Below are 19,114 nucleotides of genomic sequence, written 5' to 3'. Positions count from 1 at the left end.
GAGCAAATATCGTGCATTTATGCACCATGCTGCGGATACTGCGGGCGGATGCCCGAAGGGTGGAGGTGCGGCGATGAGGGACGATAAGCGTCTGGCGGGAACGGACGGTCAGACGGAAAAAGCCGGCCGGGCGGCGAAACCGGACATTCTGATCATGACGGCGGTGGAGGCGGAACGGGACGCGGTGCTGCGCGGGCTGGCGGGCTGCCCGCGGGCGGAGGTGCGGCTGGCCGGCGTCGGCCCGGCATCGGCGGCCGCGCGGACCGCGGCGGCGCTCGCCGGGGGCGGATGGCGCCTCGTCATCAGCGCGGGGATCGGCGGCGGGTTTGCCGGTGCGGCCGGCATCGGCGACCTCGTGCTGGCCGACGTCATCGCGGCCGCCGATCTCGGTGTCGAGACGCCGGACGGCTTCCTGCCGGTGGACGAGCTCGGCTTCGGCACGTCGCGCATCGCGGCCGATCCGGACTGGTCGGCCCGGCTGGCGCGGCGCATCGAAGCGGCCGGTCTGCCGCTTCGCCGCGGTCCGGTGCTGACCGTCTCGACCGCGACGGGAACGGCCGCCACCGCGGCCGAACGCGCACGCCGCGTGCCCGGCGCCGCCGCGGAAGCGATGGAAGGCTTCGGCGTGGCGGCCGCCGCCGCGGCTGCCGGCGTGCCGGTCGCCGAGCTGCGCGCCGTCTCGAACGCGGTCGGCCCGCGCGACCGCGCCGCGTGGCGCATCCCTGACGCGCTGGCCGCATTGGAATCGGCGTTCGCCGCCGCAAAGGAGGTTTTCGAAAGCAGATGAACACGCTGCGCATTGCTTACTCGCCGTGTCCGAACGATACGTTCGTCTTCCATGCGCTGGCGCACGGCCTCGTGCCCGGGGCGCCGAAGCTGGACGTGACCTACGCCGATGTCGACAAGACGAACCATTACGCGGCCGAATCCGATGATTTCGATGTGCTGAAAATTTCGTACGCCGCCCTGCCCTGGGTGCTCGACCGGTATGCCCTCCTGCCGTGCGGCGGCGCCCTCGGCCGCGGCTGCGGCCCGCTCGTGCTGACGGCCCGCCCGGCCGGTCCGGAGGCGCTCGCGGGCAAGCGGGTGGCCGTGCCGAGCGACCGGTCGACGGCGTACCTGCTGTTCCGCCTCTGGGCGGCCCGGCATGTGCCGGGCGGCGTCGGCGAGATCGTCGTCATGCCGTTCAACCGCATCATGCCCGCCGTCCGGGACGGCGAGATCGACGCCGGGCTGGTCATCCACGAGGCGCGCTTCACCTATCGGGAGTACGGCCTGTCCCTCGTCGAGGACATGGGCCGGTGGTGGGAAGAGGACACCGGGCTGCCGATTCCGCTCGGCGCCATCGTGGCGCGGCGCTCGCTCGACCGCGGGGCGATCGCGTCCTGGATCCGCGCTTCCGTCGAATACGCCTGGGCGCATCCGGAGGCGTCGCGCGATTACGTCATGCGCCATGCGCAGGAGATGAAGCCCGAGGTGGCGCAGGCGCACATTGATCTGTACGTCAACGCGTTCACCGCGGATCTCGGCGAGGAAGGCTACGCGGCGGTCGAAGCGCTGCTCGGCCGCGCCGCCCGGGAAGGGCTCGTGCCGGCGTTCGACCTGTCGGCGCTGCGCTGAATCGCGGCCCGCATCCGGCGCCTTCCCGATGATAAAAACTTCGTCTGTTCCGGCGGAATGGAAGGATGCCGTGAACAGACGAAGTTTTTTTGGCCCGTCCGAGGGGATGGCGTCTGCCGTTTTTCGCTTGCCTCAGGCCGTTCGGCCGACCGGCAGCATCCGCACCACGGCGGCTCCGGCGGCCTGCATGCCCGTCTTCACGATAAGCTGGCCGAGGATCGCGCTGCCGACCGCCTCCCACGGCAGGATGCCGGCGCCGAGCGGCGACAGGCCGATCAGCACGAACAGCACGCTGTCGATGACGCCGCCGGCGAAGCCGCTGTACAGCACGCGCCAGGCCATCGGCAGCTTGAGCCGGCTGTAGATCTCCGTATCCGTCGACTCGGAGACGAGGAACGTCACGGCCGACGCGGCCGTAATCCACAGCGTGTCGCCGAGCAGCCACGACGTGGCGGCGGAGAGCAGCATGGCCGCCAGAATCGCGGCATACGTCCGCTTCCGTCCGATCGCCTGCTGCACGAAATCGCGCAGGATGAACGTCGCGCCGATGAACACCGAACCGGCCGGCACGAGGAACGCACCGAACTCGAGCGGCGCAAAGCGCGCGGTGACGACGTTCGCGATCACGATGGATGCCAGATACAGAAGGATGATTCCGATTCTCATGTCAGCGTCCTCCATTAACGATTGTCCACTTTTTCGGGATACAGGTCGTGATGGAGCAGCCGGTGTTCCGCCATCGCCTCGTATTTGGTTCCCGGCTTGCCCCAGTTGCAGTACGGATCGATCGAGATGCCCCCGCGCGGCTTGAATTTTCCCCACACCTCAATGTACTTCGGGTCCATCGCTTCAATCAGATCGTTCATGATGATGTTCACGCAGTCCTCGTGGAAATCGCCGTGATTGCGGAAGCTGAACAGATACAGTTTCAGCGACTTGCTCTCCACGAGACGCTTGTCGGGAATGTACGAGATGTAGATCGTCGCGAAGTCCGGCTGTCCCGTCATCGGGCACAGGCTGGTGAACTCCGGACAATTGAACTTGACAAAATAGTCCCGCCCCGGATGCCTGTTTTCGAACGTCTCGAGCAGCTTGGGGTCGTAGGTGTACGCATACCGCGTGTTCCGGCTGCCCAGCAGCGTCAAGTCCTGCAAGTCTTCGGGTCCTCTTCCGGCCATAAAAAAATCTCCTTTCGCGTGTGGTTCCTGCAGCGAAACGAGATTCGACGAACCGATTTCCATGCAAAACACAAAAGAACGATTGCGACAGGGCGATCGTTCAGCCTTAGTTTTTTATAGAGGGAGTTCGCGAACCTCTCCCGGACGGTGATTCCGGATTTTCTTATGCAGTTGACTTCGTCAGTATAGCATAAGCGGAGCGGCCTGCCCAGCCCGTCCGCGCTGGAAACAAATCGCTGGACTATTTTCCGGCCGCGCGGGGAAGTTAAGCGGGGAAAGGAGGCGGCGGACATGGCGAGGAGAGGCAGAAGGCGGCCGCTCGTTCCCGGAGCGGGCCCGGCGCTGGAAGCGCTGAAAGCGGAAGTGATGAGCCGCGAAGGCTGGTCGGTCAATCCGGCTCGGCCGGGCGACGTGAAATACGAAGTCGCGCGGTCGATCGGCGTTCCGCTTCAGCCGGGCACGGGCGGCGAGCTGCGCACCGATCAGGCGGGCGCCGTCGGCGGACGGATCGGCGGACCGATGGTGCGCGAAATGATTCGCATGGCGCAGGAACGGCTTGCGAAGCGGCAGTGAATCAGGCATCCCTTATCGGGGTGCCTGATTTTTTTTATCGCGGCGGGATGCGCAGATCGGGAGAAGGTTATGTTAAAATATTTGACATAACGGAGGTGGTGCGATGCGTCTTCTGTTGTTGAAACACTTCTCCTTTGATGATGCGTCAGTTTTATTAACATGGGCAAAGGAACGAGGGTGTCCCGCCGAAGTATTCGAGCCGCCGTCCGGGCAGCCGTTCCCGCCGAAGGAAAGTTTCGATCTTCTGGTCGTGCTCGGCGGTCCGATGAGCGTCTTCGAAGAAGACAAGCATCCGTGGCTGGCTGCGGAGAAAGCGTTTCTGCGGGAAGCGATCCGGTGCGGCAAGCGGGTGCTCGGCATCTGCCTCGGCGCGCAGATGCTGGCGGAAGCGCTGGGCGGCCGGGTGTACCGGAACGGGGAAAAAGAGATCGGCTGGCATCCGGTGCGCCGGACGGAAGCGCGGCATCCGCTGCTCGCCGGGCTGCCGGAGATGTTCTGGTCGTTCCATTGGCACGGCGACACGTTCGAACTGCCGGAGGGCGCGGTTCATCTGGCCAGTTCGGGCGCTTGCCGCAATCAGGCGTTCGCCTTCGGCGACCGGCTGCTCGGCCTGCAGTTCCATCTGGAGACGACGCCGGCCTGCATGACGGCCATGACGGAAGCGTGGGCCGACGAACTGGTGCCGGGCCGGTGGATCGAGTCGGCCGCGGCGATGCTCGCGAAAACCGCCCGCTGCGCCGATTCCGCCGCCTATCTGCACAAGATCTTGGATCGGATGCTCGCGGCACATGCAGGGGAACGCGCGGCGGGGTAAGCGGGCGACCGGGGGACGGCGATGCGTCGGACAAGGTGAGCGGCGACCGGGCATCGGCCGCCCTGCCGGCGAGCGCGCCGGATTCGACGGAGCTGCCGCGCCGCCCGAAGCAGGCCGGCCCCGCATCCGGATTGTCACGTCGGCTCGCCGGACTGCGGCTGCAGCCGCTCCATGAATTCGTCCAGGTCGAGCGCGGCCTTGTTCTGGTTGCATTCGCGGCACGCGGTCACGCAATTGACAGGCGTCGTGTGGCCGCCCTTCGCCCGCGGCACGATGTGGTCGATCGTGTCGCCGTACTTCCCGCAGAAATAGCAGGTGTAATTATCCCGTTTCAAAATATACTCGCGGAACGCCTTGTTGCTGTACAGCCTGCGGATCGTCCGGCGGTTCACGACGACGGCGGCATACTCGCGGACCAGCGTGACGGCGGTCTCGAGGTCGGTCTCCTGCCGCCAGCGGCGGCCCTTGTCGGTCCGGCCGCGCATCCAGATGACGCCGGATTTGCCCGGGGACAGCACGGAGGGGTCCGGCCCGACGGGCCGAGGCGGCAGGGGCATCGGCGGCAGGATGGACGCCGCTTTCCGGCGCGTGCGGCGGCCGTTCTCTTCCGGCTTTACGGTCGCCGCGTCCGCGCCGCCGGCCTGCGCTTGCCGGCGTCTGTTCCGCTTTCGTCCGCCGCGCTTCCCGCGGCGTTTGCGCCGTTTGCCGCCCGTTCCGGCAGCGGCGGGCTGCCCGGCTGCGGGACCGCCGACGTTCGGCTGCACCTCCGGCGCCCCGAATTGCCGCGCTTCATCCGCCGCGGACGGCTTGTCCGCTCCAGCCGCCGTCGCCGCCGCGGCCCCGGCCGCGCCGGCCGCCCGCATCCGTCGGCGGCACTCGCGGCAAGCGCCGCGGCGCGAATTCGGCCCGGCGCGCCGGCCGGTCCGCCGCTGAAATTCCTCCAGCGGCCGCTCGGCATGGCAATATGCGCATCTTTTGGTCTGCGGATATTCCGCCGCGTCCTGCCGCTTGCGATCCATGCGCCTGATCCTCCGGTCCTTCTCAATACACCCTTATTATACGCGATCTCCCGGCTTTGATCGAGAAAAGCCCGGCTGCATGCGTCTGCAGCCGGGCTTTCGACCAATCGCGGCGTCTCCCCGAAGTTCGATTTGTGTGCCGGCCGACAGCAGCGGTGTGCCTGCGGCATCCCATCCGCGCGATGAACCTTGATAAACCGCTCTGCTCCGCCGATATTTCTGATCAGAACCGCCGGTCGACCGCGGTCGACGACGATCCCGTTGGATTTGATCCGTTGCGCATGCGATAATGTCGGAGGAGAAAAATATCGCGGACAAAACCGGCGGACAACTTTTTGCGAAAGCGCGTACATGGGATTGCTCTCTGGAATTATAGGCGGTTTGCAGGCATGGAAGTATCAGGAGGTCAACTTTTTCTATCACAATTTCAACCTGATCGGAAAGGGGCTGGCGCGCATGCCGGCGATCGAATTCACCGCTCTTCCGCTTCCCCACTACATCCGCGCGGGCTACAGCCTGGCCGGACCGGGGCGGAAGCATCCCGAGCGGTGTGCGATCGGCGAGTTCGATCTGCTTGTCGTCGCGCAAGGCTGCTTGTATATTGGGGAGGAAGACCGGCAATATGAAGTGGCGGAAGGCCACGCGCTCATTCTGCGGTCGGATCTGCACCATTATCCGACGGCCGGATGCACGGAGCGGACGATGCGCCGGCGCCGGGCCGGACGTTCCGGATGCAGACGTTCCGGATCCGCGTGCCGCAGTTCAGCCGCCTGGTGCAGCCGGCGAAGATGTACGAGGTGCTGCGGCAGCTCGTTGCGCTCGAGCGCGATTCCCACCTGCATTGGGTGCGCTGGGAGCAGCAGCTCCTGTTCCAGCAGGTGCTGATGATGCTCGCCGCCGGCGCCGACGCGCGTTCGCCGCGTCCGGGCGCCGTGGTGGCGGACCAGGCCGCGTCCTGGCTGCGGAAACACTACCGCGAGCGGCTGACGGCGAAGGATCTCGGCGAGGCGCTCAATTTTCACCCGGTGTACATCGCGCGCTGCATGAAGCGGCAGTTCGGCTGCTCGCCGATGGAGTATCTGCTGCAATACCGGCTCGATCAGGCGAAGCTGCTGCTGCTTCAGACCGATCTGCCGGTCGGCCAGATTGCGCAGGATGTCGGTTTCCATCAGGCCGCCTATTTCACCGCATGTTTCGTGAAAAATGAAGGGGTGACGCCCCGCGAGTATCGCCGGCGGTTTCTCCAGAATCCCGGCGCGGCGGGGCTTGATCCGATACCGACAACAACGGGAGGCGGGAATTGAGATGGAGAAGACGGCTTACGTAACGGGCTGCGACCGCGGGCTCGGCCTTGCGCTGGCGAAAGTGCTGCTGACCGAAGGGTACCGCGTGTTCGCGGGAAGCTACATCGCCGACTGGCCCGAACTCGGCGAACTGGCGGAGAAGGAGCCGAAGCTGCGCATCGTGCCGCTGGACATCGGCAGCGACAAATCGGTGCAGCGGGCGGCGGACATCGTGAAGGCGGAGACGGACCATCTCGACATCCTCATCAACAACGCGGCCATTTACCGGGACCGCTCGGAGGACATCTTCGGCGATCTGTACTTCGACGACATGCTGAACATGTACAACGTCAACACGCTCGGCACGCTGCGCGTCACCAACTCCGTCATCGACCTGCTGGTGAAGGGCGAAGGGAAGCGGCTCGTCAACATTTCGTCCGAGGCCGGCAGCATCGCCGACAACTGGCGGAAGCGCGAATACGGCTACTGCATGACGAAGGCGGCGGTCAACATGCAGTCCGCGATTCTGCAGAACCATCTGCAGGAATACGGCATCAAGGTGATGTGCTTCCATCCGGGGTGGGTGCGCTCCTGGATGTCGGGCAAGTTCAACGACAAGGCGACGGTCGAGGCGATCGACTCGGCGAAGGGCATCATCGCGCAGGTGCTCAAGCCGCAGGAGATTACGGCGCTGCCGTCGTACACGGACTACACGGGCAAACCGCTGCCCTGGTAAGTCTGCCGAATCCAGCGACCGGGAGGAACGATCGGAATGAAGAAGGTCATCGCCCTCGTCGGCGACTATTGGCATGCAGGAGATATGATTCGGGAAGCGCTGGGGCAGGCGGCGGAAGCGGCCGGCGGCATGGCGATCTCGTTCGCGGAGCACGGGGAGCTTGCGGATCGGCTGAAGGAGCGGCCGGACGCGGTCGTCCTGTTCAAACAGAACCCGCTGAACGGGCCGCAGGAACCGTTCGAGCCGTGGATGTCGCCCGAAATCGAGGCGGCGATCGCCGGGTATGTGAAAGACGGCGGCCGCTGGCTGGCCTGGCATACGGGTATGGCCGGCTATGACAAGGACGGCGCCTACGTCGACATGCTGCGCGGCCGCTTCCTGCACCACCCGAAAATGAACGACGTCACCTACACGCGCGCTTCGGACGGTGCCGAAGTGATGACGTTGTTCGACGAGCATTATTTTGTGGAAGTGGAAGAGTCCAGGACGAACGTGTTCCTGCGCTCGCGCTCGGCGGACGGCGAGTCGCTGGCCGGCTGGGAGCATGACTACGGAGCGGGCAAGGTGTGCTGCCTGACGCCCGCCCATGCCCGCGAAGCGCTGCTCGACCCGAAGTTCCAGGCGTTCCTGGCGGAGCGGCTGCGGCTGCTGTTGGCCTGACCGGACTCACACAGACGGAAATGATGTCAAATCAGATGAAAGCCATTGAAGAGAAAACGGACTTCGACTTCGGCTTCTCGATGGAGTTCGCGAGCCAGGCCGACTACGATGCGTACACCGCGCATCCGGATCACGTGAAGTTCGTCGAGGAGCGGTGGAAGAAGGAGGTCGTCCGCTTCCAGGAGATCGACTTCGTGAACGTCTGAGGCATGCGCTGACGGCGGTGCAGCGCAATAAGGTTTGAGAAAGCGCATGTTGGCGAAGACCGGCCTCTGCCTGCCCGGTACGCGGCAAGGGAGCCGGTTTTTTTGTTTTTTGTGAAGCGCATATCGGTCCGACGGAAGACGCAGAAAATGATTGAAAGGATAGTAATTGTTTCCTATACTTGGGATGCGCAAGTCCTGCTTGGGATCAAGGCAACCTGCGCGAAAGCGCAAGGGCGCAAAGCTACAGGGGCTAATCGGCGGGATGGACCGGACCTCCGCAATTCGGGCGGACGGGCGGTTCGCGCCGGATGCCAGCCAGCTGCCGAACAAGGAAGGAGGTCGCGTGGGGATGGATTCCGCTTTTTCGGAGCGAACATCCGGAAATTCAGGTGCGCATCAGGCCGAGGACAGAAAAGGCAGGTTGTGGCCGGCGGCTGCGAATTCGTACAAGGCGGCGGCAGGGAAAGCCGCGGGTCAGCAGGCGGCACAGCCCGGGAACGGGGAGCAGGGAAAGAAGCCGGTACCGATGCCGCCCGCGCTGATGGTCGGTGCGAAACTGGACGTTCGGGTATAATCGGACTGATCGGCAGAGAACGATTATTATAGGATAAATCCGTTGACAATTTGTTGAACGGCGTGATACTGTACGTCATAAAGATGACACATTGGCAACGGAAAGGAGCTGCGGGCGATGAACGGCAATCGGATGGATCATAACCTCCTTATGCCATCTGGAGGCGAGGCTCATAGTGCCCGCGGCCGCTTCATCCCGGCTCCGGCTAGTTGCCGGCGGTCCGCTGAATGAAGCGTTGACATGCGCATGCCGCGGGAGGGGCGCGGCGTGTACCCATAGCGGGAACTTGGGAGCACATCGCACCTTTTGCGATGTGCGTTTTGTTTTTGCGGTCGAGATCCAAGGACGGAGAGAGGAGAGACAGACATGCTGGCGGTGCTGCGCAAACTGGGCTGGTTCTTCAAGCTGGAACGCAAACGTTACCTCATCGCCTTCACGCTGCTTTTTGTCAGCAGCATCATCGAAGTGCTGCCGCCGATGATCGTCGGAGATGCGATTGACGCCATCTATCAGGGGACCATGACCTGGCAGAGTCTGACGATGACGCTGGCGGCGCTTGCCGGCCTGACGGTCATCGTCTATGTCATTTCCTATACATGGCACTACAACCTGTTCGGCGGTTCGTTCGTTGTGGAGCGGATGCTCCGCTCCAGGCTGATGCGGCATTTTCTGAAGATGACCCCGGCGTTCTTCCATAAAAATCGCACCGGGGATCTGATGGCGCGCGCGACGAACGACCTGAATGCGGTCAGCCTGACGGCCGGTTTCGGCCTGCTGACGCTGATGGACTCCACGCTGTGGATGGCGCTCTTGCTCTTCATGATGTCCGTGTTCGTCTCCTGGAAGCTGACCCTGATGGCGGTGCTGCCGCTGCCGATCATGGCCGTGCTTGCCAGTGTGTACGGCAATTGGATCCACAACCGGTTCACCGCGGCGCAGGACGCGTTCGGCGACATGAACGAGAGCGTGCTGGAGACGATCTCCGGCATTCGCGTCATCCGCGCCTATGTGCAGGAGCGGGCGCAGGAGCGCCGGTTTGCAGCGGTAACCGAAGACGTCTACAAGAAAAATCTGGCCGTCGTGCGCATCGAGGCGCTGTTCGAGCCGACGGTCGAAATTTTCGTCGGGGCGAGCTATCTGATCGGCCTCGGCTACGGAGCCTATCTCGTCTTCCACAACGAACTGACGATCGGCGGGCTCGTCACCTTCAACGTCTATCTCGGGATGCTGATCTGGCCGATGTTCGCGGTCGGCGAGATGATCAACATCATGCAGCGCGGCAACGCGTCGCTCGACCGGGTGAACGAGACGCTGAACTACAAGCCGGATGTGCCGGACGTGCCGGACGCGGAAGCGGCGATGGAGACGGAAGCGCCGGAGACGCCGGGCGACATCGTCTTCCGGAACGTGACGTTCCGCTACCCGGGGTCGCCGGTCGACAATCTGCGGGACGTCTCGTTTGTGTTGCGGCGGGGCGGAACGCTCGGCGTCGTCGGGCGGACCGGCGCCGGCAAGACGACGCTGATCCGCCAGCTGCTGCGCGAATATCCGTCGGGCACGGGCGAGATTGCGATCGGCGGCGTGCCGATCGAACGGATTCCGACGGACCGGCTCAAGTCGTGGTTCGGCTACGTGCCGCAGGAGCAGTTCCTGTTCTCGCGCTCGGTGCGCGACAACATCCTGTTCGCGCGCGACGACGCGGGCGAGGAGGAATTGGAGCGCGCGATCGAGGCGTCCGCGTTCAAGAAAGACCTGGCTTTCCTGCCGGACGGTCTGAATACGCTCGTCGGCGAGCGGGGCGTCGCGCTGTCGGGCGGCCAGAAGCAGCGCGTCGCGATCGCCCGGGCGCTCGTCCGGGATCCGGAGATTCTGATGCTCGACGACGCGCTGTCCGCGGTGGACGCGCGGACGGAGGCGGAGATCATCGCGAACATCCGGCGCGAGCGGCAGGGCAAGACGACGATCATCGTCACGCACCGGCTGTCCGCCGTCCAGCACGCGGACTGGATCGTCGTGCTCGACGACGGGCGGATCATCGAGGAAGGCACGCATGAGGAGCTTCTGGCGCGCGGCGGCTGGTACAAGGAACAGTACGAAAGGCAGCAGATGGAAGAAGCGGTTGGATCGGAAGCGGGTGATCATGCATGAGCACGGAAGACATTTTCGGGCGGGATCTGGACATCGACCGGGCGTCGGCCGGCAAGGGCGAGACGGTCAGGCGCCTGATCCGGTATGCCCTGCTGTACAAATGGCAGCTGCTCCTGGCCATCGTCATGCTGGCCATATCCGTCGCCACCAACCTGGCCGGCCCGTTCGTGGCGAAGCGGCTGATCGACGTGCATATTTCGGGCATCGAGCAGCCGTGGCATGAAGTGTCCGCGGAGGATGCCCATACGGCCGAATACGAGGGCAAGCTTTACAAACGGTCGGACCATTTCGCTCCCGGCGAGGAGCGGGGCGGAGAAGTCCGCATCCTGCAGATCGGGAGGGAATACTACTTCATTCCGCAGCCGGTCGCGTTCGACGGCGCCCGGACGGTGAACGAAGACGGCACGGTCACGATCGAACAGGGCGGGCAGACGGCCGTCTATCCGGCCGAGCGGATCGGCGCGAAGGAGATCTACCGGTTCTACCGTCCCGAAGTCGACGGCATGCTGCGGCTCTGCCTGTTCTATTTCGGGCTGACGGTGCTGTCGGCGTTCTTCGCTTACGGCCAGCGCTACTATCTGCAGGCGGCGGCGAACCGGATCATCCTGAAAATGCGCAGCGACGTGTTCGCCCAAGTGAACCGGCTGGCGGTCCGCTTTTTCGACAATCTGCCGGCCGGCAAAGTCGTCTCCCGCATCACGAACGATACGGAGGCGATCCGCGAGCTGTACGTGACGGTGCTGGCGAACTTTTTCACCGGCGGCGTCAACATGGTCGGCATTCTCGGCGCGATGTTCCTGCTGGATGTGCGGCTGGCGGCGATCTGCCTGATCATCATCCCGATCCTGGCGGTATGGATCCGGGTCTACGGCCGGTTCGCCCGGCGGTACAACCGCGTGATCCGCGCGACGCTGAGCGAGATCAACGGCCGGATCAACGAATCGATCCAGGGGATGGCCGTCATCCGGGCGTTCCGGCGCGAGAAGAAGGTGGAGGAAGAGTTCGAGGCGTACAACCACCGGAGCTTCGTCTACAAGAACAAGCTGCTCAGTCTGAACTCGCTGACCGGCTACAACCTGGTCGGCGTCATCCGGAACTTCGCCTATGTGGCGGTCATCTGGTATTTCGGCGCGGAGCGGCTGACCGGTCCGGAGGCGATCGTGTCGCTCGGCGTGCTGTACGCGTTCGTCGACTATCTGAACCGGCTGTTCGACCCGATCGTGAACATCGTCAACCAGCTGCCGAATCTCGAGACGGCGCTCGTCTCGGCCGAGCGGGTGTTCGTCCTGCTCGACGAGCCGGGCGAAGACGTGTCGGATGAACGGATTCCCCGCTATAAGGGCGATGTCGCGTTCCGCGACGTCTGGTTCTCGTACAAGGAAGGCGAACCGGTGCTGAAAGGCATCTCGTTCGAGGCGAAGCAGGGGCAGACGGTCGCGATCGTCGGCCATACCGGTTCGGGCAAAAGCTCGATCATCAACCTGCTCTTCCGCTTCTACGATCCGGACAGCGGCAGCGTCACCATCGACGGCGTCGACGTGCGGGATATCCCGCGGCAGGCGCTCCGGGCGCATATGGGCATCGTGCTGCAGGATCCGTTCCTGTTCACCGGCACGGTCGAATCGAACATTACGATGGGCGATTCCCGGATCACGCGCGAGAAGGCCGCGAAGGCGCTGGCCGAAGTCGGCGGCGACCGGGTGCTGAAAGCTCTGCCGCGCGGCATCGACGAGCCGGTGCTGGAGAAGGGCAGCACGCTGTCGGCCGGACAGCGGCAGCTGATCTCGTTCGCCCGCGCGCTCGCGTTCGACCCGGCGATCCTCATCCTCGACGAGGCGACAAGCAACATCGATACGGAGACGGAAGCGATCATCCAGGAAGCGCTCGAGGTCGTCAAGCAGGGGCGGACGACGTTCATCGTCGCGCACCGTTTGTCGACGATCAAGAACGCCGATCTGATTCTCGTGCTCGACCGCGGCGTCATCGTGGAGCGGGGAAATCACGAGTCGCTGATGGAGCGGCGCGGCAAGTATTATCAAATGTATCAGCTGCAGCAGGGAGAGGCTTCCGCCGCGGGCGCCGCGGCAGGCGCCGGACCGGCAAAGTGAAGAGGACGGGGAACCCCGGGACCGCATGAAGCGGGACCGGGGTTTTCTGTTTGTGAAACTCGGAAACTCATACACAAAAAAAGATGGAGGATATCCAACGGCCGTATCCTTATCCGCTTACAACATCGGCTCTATAATACTGATGGCGTTTACAATACATGTGCATGGCAAGACGGATGTGCATTGAAAAGGGAGGAAGGAAAGTAGAGATGAAGAGAACACTGGCATTGCTCACCGCGATCATCATGCTCGCATCGCTGCTGGCGGCCTGCGGGGGGAGCAACAAGGACAACAACTCCGGCTCCAACTCGTCGACGGGCGGCAACACGTCGAGCAACACGGAAAGCACGGGCAACTCGGGCGGATCTTCCGGCTCGGGCGAGAAGATCAAGATCAACCTCTGGTCGTTTACGGACGAAATTCCGAAGATGGCGGAAAAGTACGTTCAACTGTTCCCCGAGAAGAACGTCGAATTCAATCCGACCATCATCGCCACCACGGAAGGCGCGTATCAGCCGGCGCTTGACCAGGCGATTGTCGGCGGCGGCAGCGACGCTCCGGACATCTATGCTGCCGAAGCGGCGTTCGTTCTGAAGTACGCGCAAGGCGACATGTCCGATTTTGCGGCTGCTTATGCCGATCTGGGTCTCACCGACGACATGGTGAAGGAAGCCGGCATCGCCGAGTACACGGTTGAAATCGGCTCCAAGGACGGCGTGCTGAAAGCGCTTGGCTATCAGGCAACCGGCGGCGCGTTCATCTATCGCCGCTCGATCGCTAAGGATGTCTTCGGCACAGACGATCCGCAAGTCATCAAGGACGAGATCGGCCCGGGTTGGGACAAATTCTTCGAAGCGGCCGAGAAGCTGAAAGCGAAAGGCTATGCGATCGTCTCCGGCGACGGCGACATCTGGCACCCGATCGAGAACAGCTCGGACCAGGGCTGGATCGTTGACGGCAAACTGCACATTGATCCGAAGCGTGAAGCATTCCTCGACATGTCCAAGCGTCTGAAGGACAACGGTTATCACAACGACACCCGCGACTGGCAGGAAGCCTGGTTCGCCGACATGAACGGCAGCGGTCCGAAACCGGTATTCGGTTTCTTCGGTCCGGCATGGCTCATCAACTATGTCATGAAGGACAATGTGGGCGACACCTTCGGCGACTGGGCGGTCACCGAGCCGACGACGGGCTTCTTCTGGGGCGGCACCTGGCTGCTGGCCAACAAGGAAGTGCTCAAGGACGAAGCGAAGAAGCAAGCGGTCGCCGACTTCATCAAGTGGGTAACACTGGATACGTCCGAGACGGGTCTGCAATACTTCTGGGCGAACGGCACGATGGTCGAAGGCGAGCAAGGCACGAAGGACTCCGTCGCATCCTCCGTCGTCATGGAGAAATCGAACGGCGAACTCGACATCCTCGGCGGTCAGAACATGTTCGACGTGTTTGTGCCGGCGAACGCCAACGCAACGGGCAAAAACCTGACGCAGTATGACGAATCGATCAACCTCATTTGGCGCGACCAAGTCCGCGAGTACGCTGCCGGCAACAAGAGCCGTGAGCAGGCGCTTGCCGACTTCAAGAAACGGGTCAAAGACGAACTGGGCATTGACAGCGAGTAAGGGCGCCTTGACGGGGCGGCGGGTGGGTATCCCCCGCCCCTTTAACATCATCGGGAGGTGATCGATTTTGCGCCGGCGCAGCAAACTCCACTATTCCAGGTACGGCTATCTCTTCTGCCTTCCCTTCGTATTGGCGTTCCTGGTTTTTTCGCTGTATCCGATCCTGTACACGGCATTCATCGGGTTTACCGACATGAAAGGCGTCGTCCCGAAAACGCCCCACATTCTGGACGATCCGCTGGAAAACTTCAAAAACCTGCTGTTCGAAAATGAGCTGTTCCGGATGTCGCTCATGAATACGGCGCTCATCTGGATCGTGAACTTCATCCCGCAACTGGGGCTCGCGCTCCTGCTCACCGCCTGGTTCACGAACAAGCGGCTCAAACTGCGGGGACAGGGCGCGTTCAAAATTTTGTTCTACATGCCGAACATCATCACGGCCGGCACGATCGCCGTGCTGTTCAGCTCGCTGTTCGCGTATCCGATCGGCCCGATCAACAGCATGTACCAAATGTTCGGCTGGTCGAACGAGGCGATCAATTTTCTCCAGGACAAGACGACGGCGAGGGGGATCGTGGCGTTCATCCAGTTCTGGATGTGGTACGGCCATACGATGCTGATCCTGATCGCGGGCGTGCTGGGGATCAACCCGGCGATCTATGAGGCGGCGGCCATCGACGGCGCGAACGGATTCCAGACGTTCTTCCGGATTACGCTGCCGAGCCTCCGGACGATCATGCTGTTCACGCTGATCACGTCGATGATCGGCGGTCTGCAAATGTTCGACATTCCGCAGTTGTTCTTGGCGGGCCAACCGGACAACTCAACCTACACCGCCACGATGTTCATCTATTCGCAGGCATTCAGGGGCAGCTACCTGTACAACCGCGCAGCCGCGGCCAGCATGATTCTGTTCGTGATCGCGGCCGTACTGTCGGCGTTCCTGTTCTATCTGATGCGCGACCGCGACGCGGCGCGTCTCAAACGGGAAGAGCGGCGGATTCGCAAAGCGGCGAAAGCGGCGTCACAAGGGGGCGTAACGCATGCATAGTCAACTGAGGAAGAGCAACGCCATCGCCCTGAACATCAATCGAACAATCATTTATATCGTCTGCATCTTCCTGGCTCTGCTCAGCATCGCGCCATTCTGGATCATGTTCGTGAACGCGACGCGTTCGACGTCGGAGATCCAGCAAGGCTTGGCCATTCTGCCTTCGGGGCATCTCATGAGGAACCTGGAGATTCTGCTCGACAAGAGCTTCGATCCGATCACCGGGTTCGTGAACTCGTTCATCATCGCCGCGGGCGCGACGTTGTGCGCGGTCTATTTCTCCTCCCTGACCGCATACGGGCTCGTGGCATACAACTGGAAGCTCCGACAGCCGTTCTTCACGTTCATTATTCTGGTGATGCTGATTCCGGCGCAGGCGAGCGCGGTCGGTTTCTACCAGTTCATGTACAAGCTCGGCTGGACGAACAACCATCTGCCGCTCATTCTGCCCGCGATTGCGTCGCCGGCGATCGTGTTCTTCATGCGCCAATATCTGATCGGCGCGCTGTCGTTCGAAGTCGTGGAGTCGGCGCGGGTGGACGGATCCGGCGAATTCGCCACATTCAACCGGATCATCCTGCCGATCATGATGCCGGCGGTGGCGACGCAGGCGATCTTCGTCTTCGTGGCGAACTGGAACAACCTGTTCATGCCGCTCATTCTGCTGACACAGAAGGAGAAATACACGCTTCCGATCATGGTCAGCCTGTTGCGCGGCGACATTTACCGGACGGAGTACGGTTCCATCTATCTCGGACTGTCGCTGACGGCAATCCCGCTGTTCATTATCTACTTCCTGCTGTCCCGGTACATCATCGAAGGCGTGGCGTTGGGCAGCGTGAAGGAGTAAGGTCAACCGAGTCTGCGCAGCAGCGGCTCGACCTGTTCCGTCCAGCCGCTGTCGGCCTCGTCGGCAAGCAGCGTATGCCAGCCGAAGGTTTCCGCCGCGCGCAGGTTGTCCGGGTGGTCATCGACGAACAGGACGGGCGCGCCGGGCGGTATCTTCGCAGCTGCCGTCTCGTAGATTCTCGGGTCCGGCTTGAAGAAGCCGGCCTCGCTTGAAATCGTAATGCCGGAGAAAAGCCGGATGCGGTGATCCAGCTGCGGCAGGAGCCATTCCGCGCGGTGGTTGCTCAGAATATGCAGATCGGCGAGGCTGCTCCATGCCTGAAGATGATTCAGCGCCGGGAGCGGCTTCATGCTGTCCAGAAGCGCCTGACGGGCCGATGCAATATCCAGGCCGGGCCAGGCGGCGGACAGCCAGGCCCAGAAGTCCGGCTCCGATATGCCGCCGGACCAGAGCGGGCCGCGCATCTCCCGGCGGTAGCGGGCGCGGAGTTCGTCGAAGGGCGTGCCGGCCAGCTCGGCCAGCGACCGCCAGAACGAACCCAGGTTGGTCAGCAGCACGCCGCCGGCATCAAGGACAAGCTGGGGTTTCAGGGGCATCCGGATTCATCTCCCATAGTTGTGCCCGATGCGAATGGCCGCGTCGGGCCTCTTTCTGTCTTGTGTGACCCAAGACCGCCGGTTACCGGGCGGTCTTCTCGTTATCATGCGCCCTTATGGTCCGGGGCAAGGCCGAGGGAGGCGAGCGCGGACAGCACCCGCGCTTTCAGCGCCTGCTTCGCCTCCGGCTCGAGGAAGGCCGCATCCGCCGCGTTCAGGACGAGCGCCGCGATCTCCCGCGGCGCCATGTCCAGCCGCTCATGCAGCAGCCGGTACTCGTCCGCGATCGTCGTGCCCGATACCGTCGGATTGTCCGTGTTCGCCGTGACGACGAGCCCTTCGGCCGCGTAGCGGCGGAGCGGGTACGCGGCCCACCCGGGAACCGCCCGCGTCTGGATGTTGCTCGTGGGACACATCTCGAGCGGAATCCGGCGTTCTCTGAGCATTGCGAGTATCTCCGGGTCCTCCCGGGCGCGGACGCCGTGGCCGATCCGAACGGCGCCGAGCCGTTCGACGGCTTCGCGGATGCTCTCGGGTCCGGCCGCTTCGCCGGCGTGAATCGTGACCGGCAGGCCGAGCGCGGCGGCCGCTTCGAACACCCGTCGGAAGGCGGATGTCGGGAAGCGCGACTCGTCCCCGGCAAGGTCGACGGCGCCCACGCCGTGCCCGGCGAAACGCGCGGCCGCCTCGACGGCGGCGATGTTCACCGCCTCGTCATGATGGCGCATGCAGATGACGATGGCGCGCGCCGGAATGCCGCATTCGGCTTCGCCGCGCCTGAGGCCCGCGATGACGCTGCGGATGGCGTCGTCCGCGCTCAAGGATTCCCGGGTATGCAGCATCGGGGCGAAGCGGACTTCAACGTACAGGCCGCCGCTGTCCGCCGTCTGCCGCACGCATTCGAAGGCGACGAGCTCGAGCGCTTCCGCATCCTGCAGATGGGGAAGCACGAAATCAAATTTGGTCAGGTACTCGGTCAGGTTCGCGTTGTCGGGCGCCGCCTGCATATACGGCAGCAGCCGCTCCGGCTCCGTCTCCGGAAGCGGTCGCTTCCGCTCGCGGGCCAGGCGGATCAGCGTCTCCGGCCGGACGCAGCCGTCCAGATGGAGATGGAGATCGATCTTCGGCATGGCCGCGATCAGGTCCAAAGGCCTGGTCATCAAGAACTTCCTCCTCTCATTGTCTGCGCGGTCTCCGGGCGGGAACGTCTCCCGGCAGCGCCTTGTTTTTCCCCCATCGTAATGGCAGCCGGGGGCCGTGTCAACTTGCTTAACAAGCATAGACATTCGCGCGGGATTTTCGGATAATGGAAATATAAGTGTTAACACAATGTAAGTAATGCCGAGGTGGGGAAAGTTGAAGCTGACCTATTATGGCCACAGTTGTGTTCTGGTCGAAACATCCGGCCGGAGACTCATTATCGATCCGTTCCTGACCGGCAATCCGACGGCGCCGGTTGCCGCCTCCGAAGTCCGGGCGGACTATGTGCTGCTCACGCACGGGCATAACGACCATGTCGGCGACGCCTTTGAAATTGCGAAACGCTGCGATGCGGTCGTTATCGCGCCGTTCGAACTGGCCACTTATGCCGGCTGGCAAGGCTGCAAGATGCATCCGATGCATATCGGGGGCGGGCACGCGTTCGAATTCGGCACGGTGAAGCTGACGCCTGCGCTGCACGGGTCCGGCTATGAAGTGGCGGGCGAGCAACGCTTCGTCTATATGGGCATGCCGTCGGGCCTGCTTCTGACCAGTGAAGGCCGAACGATCTATCACGCGGGCGATACGGCGCTGTTCGGCGACATGAAGCTCATCGGTGAGCGCCATTCGATCGACCTCGCGTTCCTGCCGATCGGCGACAATTTCACGATGGGGCCCGACGATGCGCTGACGGCCGCGGAATGGCTCCGCGCGGCTCGGGTCGTTCCCGTCCATTACAATACGTTCCCGCTCATTGAGCAGGACGGGCAGGCATTTGCCGGCCGGCTGAAAGCCGCCGGCATCGAAGGGATTCCGCTGGCGCCCGGCGAATCGATCGAACTGTAAGCGGCTTGCCGCTTTGCAAGCCGCATG

20 protein-coding genes and 2 riboswitches are annotated in these 19,114 nt (G+C 63.1%); of the genes, 14 read left to right on the top strand and 6 right to left on the bottom strand.

Features of this window, described 5'->3' with window-relative positions:
• Positions 1 to 73 precede the first annotated feature (73 nt).
• Together THECO_RS19290 and THECO_RS19285 are read left to right on the top strand one after the other, a co-directional pair.
• Entirely contained in the window at positions 74 to 787 is a 714-nt protein-coding gene (locus THECO_RS19290) for a futalosine hydrolase (protein ID WP_015256682.1), read from the top strand.
• Between the two features lie 5 nt (positions 788 to 792).
• Positions 793 to 1,620 carry a 1,4-dihydroxy-6-naphthoate synthase gene (locus THECO_RS19285; protein ID WP_041854694.1) on the top strand — a complete coding sequence of 276 codons (828 nt, stop codon included), beginning with the start codon at positions 793 to 795 and terminating at the stop codon, positions 1,618 to 1,620.
• 132 nt (positions 1,621 to 1,752) lie between these two features.
• On the opposite strand, the gene THECO_RS19280 is transcribed toward THECO_RS19285, so the two are convergent.
• Both THECO_RS19280 and queF read right to left on the bottom strand, forming a co-directional pair.
• Positions 1,753 to 2,286, bottom strand: coding sequence for a VUT family protein (locus THECO_RS19280; protein WP_015256680.1), 534 nt, complete (start codon positions 2,284 to 2,286; stop codon positions 1,753 to 1,755).
• Positions 2,287 to 2,300: 14 nt separating this feature from the next.
• Positions 2,301 to 2,798: a preQ(1) synthase gene (gene queF, locus THECO_RS19275; RefSeq protein WP_015256679.1), complete on the bottom strand. Its 498-nt coding sequence runs from the start codon at positions 2,796 to 2,798 to the stop codon at positions 2,301 to 2,303.
• A gap of 100 nt (positions 2,799 to 2,898) precedes the next feature.
• Positions 2,899 to 2,942: riboswitch (PreQ1 riboswitch) on the bottom strand.
• A 147-nt stretch (positions 2,943 to 3,089) separates the two neighbouring features.
• On the opposite strand from queF, the gene THECO_RS19270 reads away from it, so the two are divergent.
• The gene (locus THECO_RS19270; protein ID WP_015256678.1) at positions 3,090 to 3,371 is read left to right on the top strand and encodes an alpha/beta-type small acid-soluble spore protein; all 282 of its coding nucleotides are present in this window, start codon (positions 3,090 to 3,092) and stop codon (positions 3,369 to 3,371) included.
• Positions 3,372 to 3,474: 103 nt separating this feature from the next.
• Positions 3,475 to 4,185 (top strand): type 1 glutamine amidotransferase, encoded by a 711-nt coding sequence (locus THECO_RS19265; RefSeq protein ID WP_015256677.1) that lies wholly within the window; start codon positions 3,475 to 3,477, stop codon positions 4,183 to 4,185.
• A 134-nt stretch (positions 4,186 to 4,319) separates the two neighbouring features.
• On the opposite strand, the gene THECO_RS20780 is transcribed toward THECO_RS19265, so the two are convergent.
• Together THECO_RS20780 and THECO_RS22620 are read right to left on the bottom strand one after the other, a co-directional pair.
• The gene (locus THECO_RS20780) at positions 4,320 to 5,204 is read right to left on the bottom strand and encodes an HNH endonuclease (protein WP_015256676.1); all 885 of its coding nucleotides are present in this window, start codon (positions 5,202 to 5,204) and stop codon (positions 4,320 to 4,322) included.
• Positions 5,205 to 5,240: 36 nt separating this feature from the next.
• Positions 5,241 to 5,876 carry a hypothetical protein gene (locus THECO_RS22620; RefSeq protein ID WP_332306820.1) on the bottom strand — a complete coding sequence of 212 codons (636 nt, stop codon included), beginning with the start codon at positions 5,874 to 5,876 and terminating at the stop codon, positions 5,241 to 5,243.
• 14 nt (positions 5,877 to 5,890) lie between these two features.
• Between THECO_RS22620 and THECO_RS19255 the strand changes: the two genes are divergently transcribed.
• From THECO_RS19255 to THECO_RS19210, 9 genes are all read left to right on the top strand, one after another.
• Entirely contained in the window at positions 5,891 to 6,508 is a 618-nt protein-coding gene (locus THECO_RS19255; protein ID WP_332306819.1) for a helix-turn-helix transcriptional regulator, read from the top strand.
• Between the two features lies 1 nt (position 6,509).
• The gene (locus THECO_RS19250) at positions 6,510 to 7,223 is read left to right on the top strand and encodes an SDR family NAD(P)-dependent oxidoreductase (RefSeq protein ID WP_015256674.1); all 714 of its coding nucleotides are present in this window, start codon (positions 6,510 to 6,512) and stop codon (positions 7,221 to 7,223) included.
• Positions 7,224 to 7,259: 36 nt separating this feature from the next.
• Positions 7,260 to 7,883, top strand: a complete 624-nt coding sequence (locus THECO_RS19245; protein WP_015256673.1) for a ThuA domain-containing protein — start codon at positions 7,260 to 7,262, stop codon at positions 7,881 to 7,883.
• Positions 7,884 to 7,918: 35 nt separating this feature from the next.
• Positions 7,919 to 8,089 carry a Dabb family protein gene (locus THECO_RS21360; RefSeq protein ID WP_232427714.1) on the top strand — a complete coding sequence of 57 codons (171 nt, stop codon included), beginning with the start codon at positions 7,919 to 7,921 and terminating at the stop codon, positions 8,087 to 8,089.
• Between the two features lie 199 nt (positions 8,090 to 8,288).
• A riboswitch (cyclic di-GMP riboswitch) is annotated at positions 8,289 to 8,416 on the top strand.
• A gap of 613 nt (positions 8,417 to 9,029) precedes the next feature.
• Positions 9,030 to 10,811, top strand: coding sequence for an ABC transporter ATP-binding protein (locus THECO_RS19230; protein WP_015256671.1), 1,782 nt, complete (start codon positions 9,030 to 9,032; stop codon positions 10,809 to 10,811).
• Positions 10,808 to 12,919 (top strand): ABC transporter ATP-binding protein, encoded by a 2,112-nt coding sequence (locus THECO_RS19225; RefSeq protein WP_015256670.1) that lies wholly within the window; start codon positions 10,808 to 10,810, stop codon positions 12,917 to 12,919. The genes THECO_RS19230 and THECO_RS19225 overlap by 4 nt, the downstream gene beginning before the upstream one ends.
• A gap of 209 nt (positions 12,920 to 13,128) precedes the next feature.
• Positions 13,129 to 14,544, top strand: a complete 1,416-nt coding sequence (locus THECO_RS19220) for an ABC transporter substrate-binding protein (protein ID WP_015256669.1) — start codon at positions 13,129 to 13,131, stop codon at positions 14,542 to 14,544.
• A gap of 67 nt (positions 14,545 to 14,611) precedes the next feature.
• Positions 14,612 to 15,595: a carbohydrate ABC transporter permease gene (locus THECO_RS19215; protein WP_015256668.1), complete on the top strand. Its 984-nt coding sequence runs from the start codon at positions 14,612 to 14,614 to the stop codon at positions 15,593 to 15,595.
• Positions 15,588 to 16,445, top strand: a complete 858-nt coding sequence (locus THECO_RS19210; protein ID WP_015256667.1) for a carbohydrate ABC transporter permease — start codon at positions 15,588 to 15,590, stop codon at positions 16,443 to 16,445. The genes THECO_RS19215 and THECO_RS19210 overlap by 8 nt, the downstream gene beginning before the upstream one ends.
• A 2-nt stretch (positions 16,446 to 16,447) precedes the next feature.
• On the opposite strand, the gene THECO_RS19205 is transcribed toward THECO_RS19210, so the two are convergent.
• Both THECO_RS19205 and add read right to left on the bottom strand, forming a co-directional pair.
• On the bottom strand, positions 16,448 to 17,041 hold the full coding sequence (locus THECO_RS19205; protein WP_015256666.1) for an HAD family hydrolase: 594 nt from the start codon (positions 17,039 to 17,041) through the stop codon (positions 16,448 to 16,450).
• Positions 17,042 to 17,145: 104 nt separating this feature from the next.
• Entirely contained in the window at positions 17,146 to 18,201 is a 1,056-nt protein-coding gene (gene add / locus THECO_RS19200) for an adenosine deaminase (RefSeq protein WP_015256665.1), read from the bottom strand.
• Positions 18,202 to 18,397: 196 nt separating this feature from the next.
• On the opposite strand from add, the gene THECO_RS19195 reads away from it, so the two are divergent.
• Positions 18,398 to 19,087, top strand: a complete 690-nt coding sequence (locus THECO_RS19195; RefSeq protein ID WP_015256664.1) for a metal-dependent hydrolase — start codon at positions 18,398 to 18,400, stop codon at positions 19,085 to 19,087.
• Positions 19,088 to 19,114: the final 27 nt, after the last annotated feature.

The organism is Thermobacillus composti KWC4 (assembly GCF_000227705.2).
GTDB lineage: Bacteria > Bacillota > Bacilli > Paenibacillales > Paenibacillaceae > Thermobacillus > Thermobacillus xylanilyticus.
Note: the sequence above shows the minus strand (reverse complement) of the source record. Positions and strands in the feature narration are given on the sequence as shown.

Coding starts and splice junctions, on each gene's coding strand:
- THECO_RS19290 (WP_015256682.1), top strand. CDS start 74: ATGAGGGACGATAAGCGTCTGGCGGGAACGGACGGTCAGACGGAAAAA.
- THECO_RS19280 (WP_015256680.1), bottom strand. CDS start 2,286: ATGAGAATCGGAATCATCCTTCTGTATCTGGCATCCATCGTGATCGCG.
- queF (WP_015256679.1), bottom strand. CDS start 2,798: ATGGCCGGAAGAGGACCCGAAGACTTGCAGGACTTGACGCTGCTGGGC.
- THECO_RS19270 (WP_015256678.1), top strand. CDS start 3,090: ATGGCGAGGAGAGGCAGAAGGCGGCCGCTCGTTCCCGGAGCGGGCCCG.
- THECO_RS19265 (WP_015256677.1), top strand. CDS start 3,475: ATGCGTCTTCTGTTGTTGAAACACTTCTCCTTTGATGATGCGTCAGTT.
- THECO_RS20780 (WP_015256676.1), bottom strand. CDS start 5,204: ATGGATCGCAAGCGGCAGGACGCGGCGGAATATCCGCAGACCAAAAGA.
- THECO_RS22620 (WP_332306820.1), bottom strand. CDS start 5,876: ATGGTGCAGATCCGACCGCAGAATGAGCGCGTGGCCTTCCGCCACTTC.
- THECO_RS19255 (WP_332306819.1), top strand. CDS start 5,891: ATGCACGGAGCGGACGATGCGCCGGCGCCGGGCCGGACGTTCCGGATG.
- THECO_RS19250 (WP_015256674.1), top strand. CDS start 6,510: ATGGAGAAGACGGCTTACGTAACGGGCTGCGACCGCGGGCTCGGCCTT.
- THECO_RS19245 (WP_015256673.1), top strand. CDS start 7,260: ATGAAGAAGGTCATCGCCCTCGTCGGCGACTATTGGCATGCAGGAGAT.
- THECO_RS21360 (WP_232427714.1), top strand. CDS start 7,919: ATGAAAGCCATTGAAGAGAAAACGGACTTCGACTTCGGCTTCTCGATG.
- THECO_RS19230 (WP_015256671.1), top strand. CDS start 9,030: ATGCTGGCGGTGCTGCGCAAACTGGGCTGGTTCTTCAAGCTGGAACGC.
- THECO_RS19225 (WP_015256670.1), top strand. CDS start 10,808: ATGAGCACGGAAGACATTTTCGGGCGGGATCTGGACATCGACCGGGCG.
- THECO_RS19220 (WP_015256669.1), top strand. CDS start 13,129: ATGAAGAGAACACTGGCATTGCTCACCGCGATCATCATGCTCGCATCG.
- THECO_RS19210 (WP_015256667.1), top strand. CDS start 15,588: ATGCATAGTCAACTGAGGAAGAGCAACGCCATCGCCCTGAACATCAAT.
- THECO_RS19205 (WP_015256666.1), bottom strand. CDS start 17,041: ATGCCCCTGAAACCCCAGCTTGTCCTTGATGCCGGCGGCGTGCTGCTG.
- add (WP_015256665.1), bottom strand. CDS start 18,201: ATGACCAGGCCTTTGGACCTGATCGCGGCCATGCCGAAGATCGATCTC.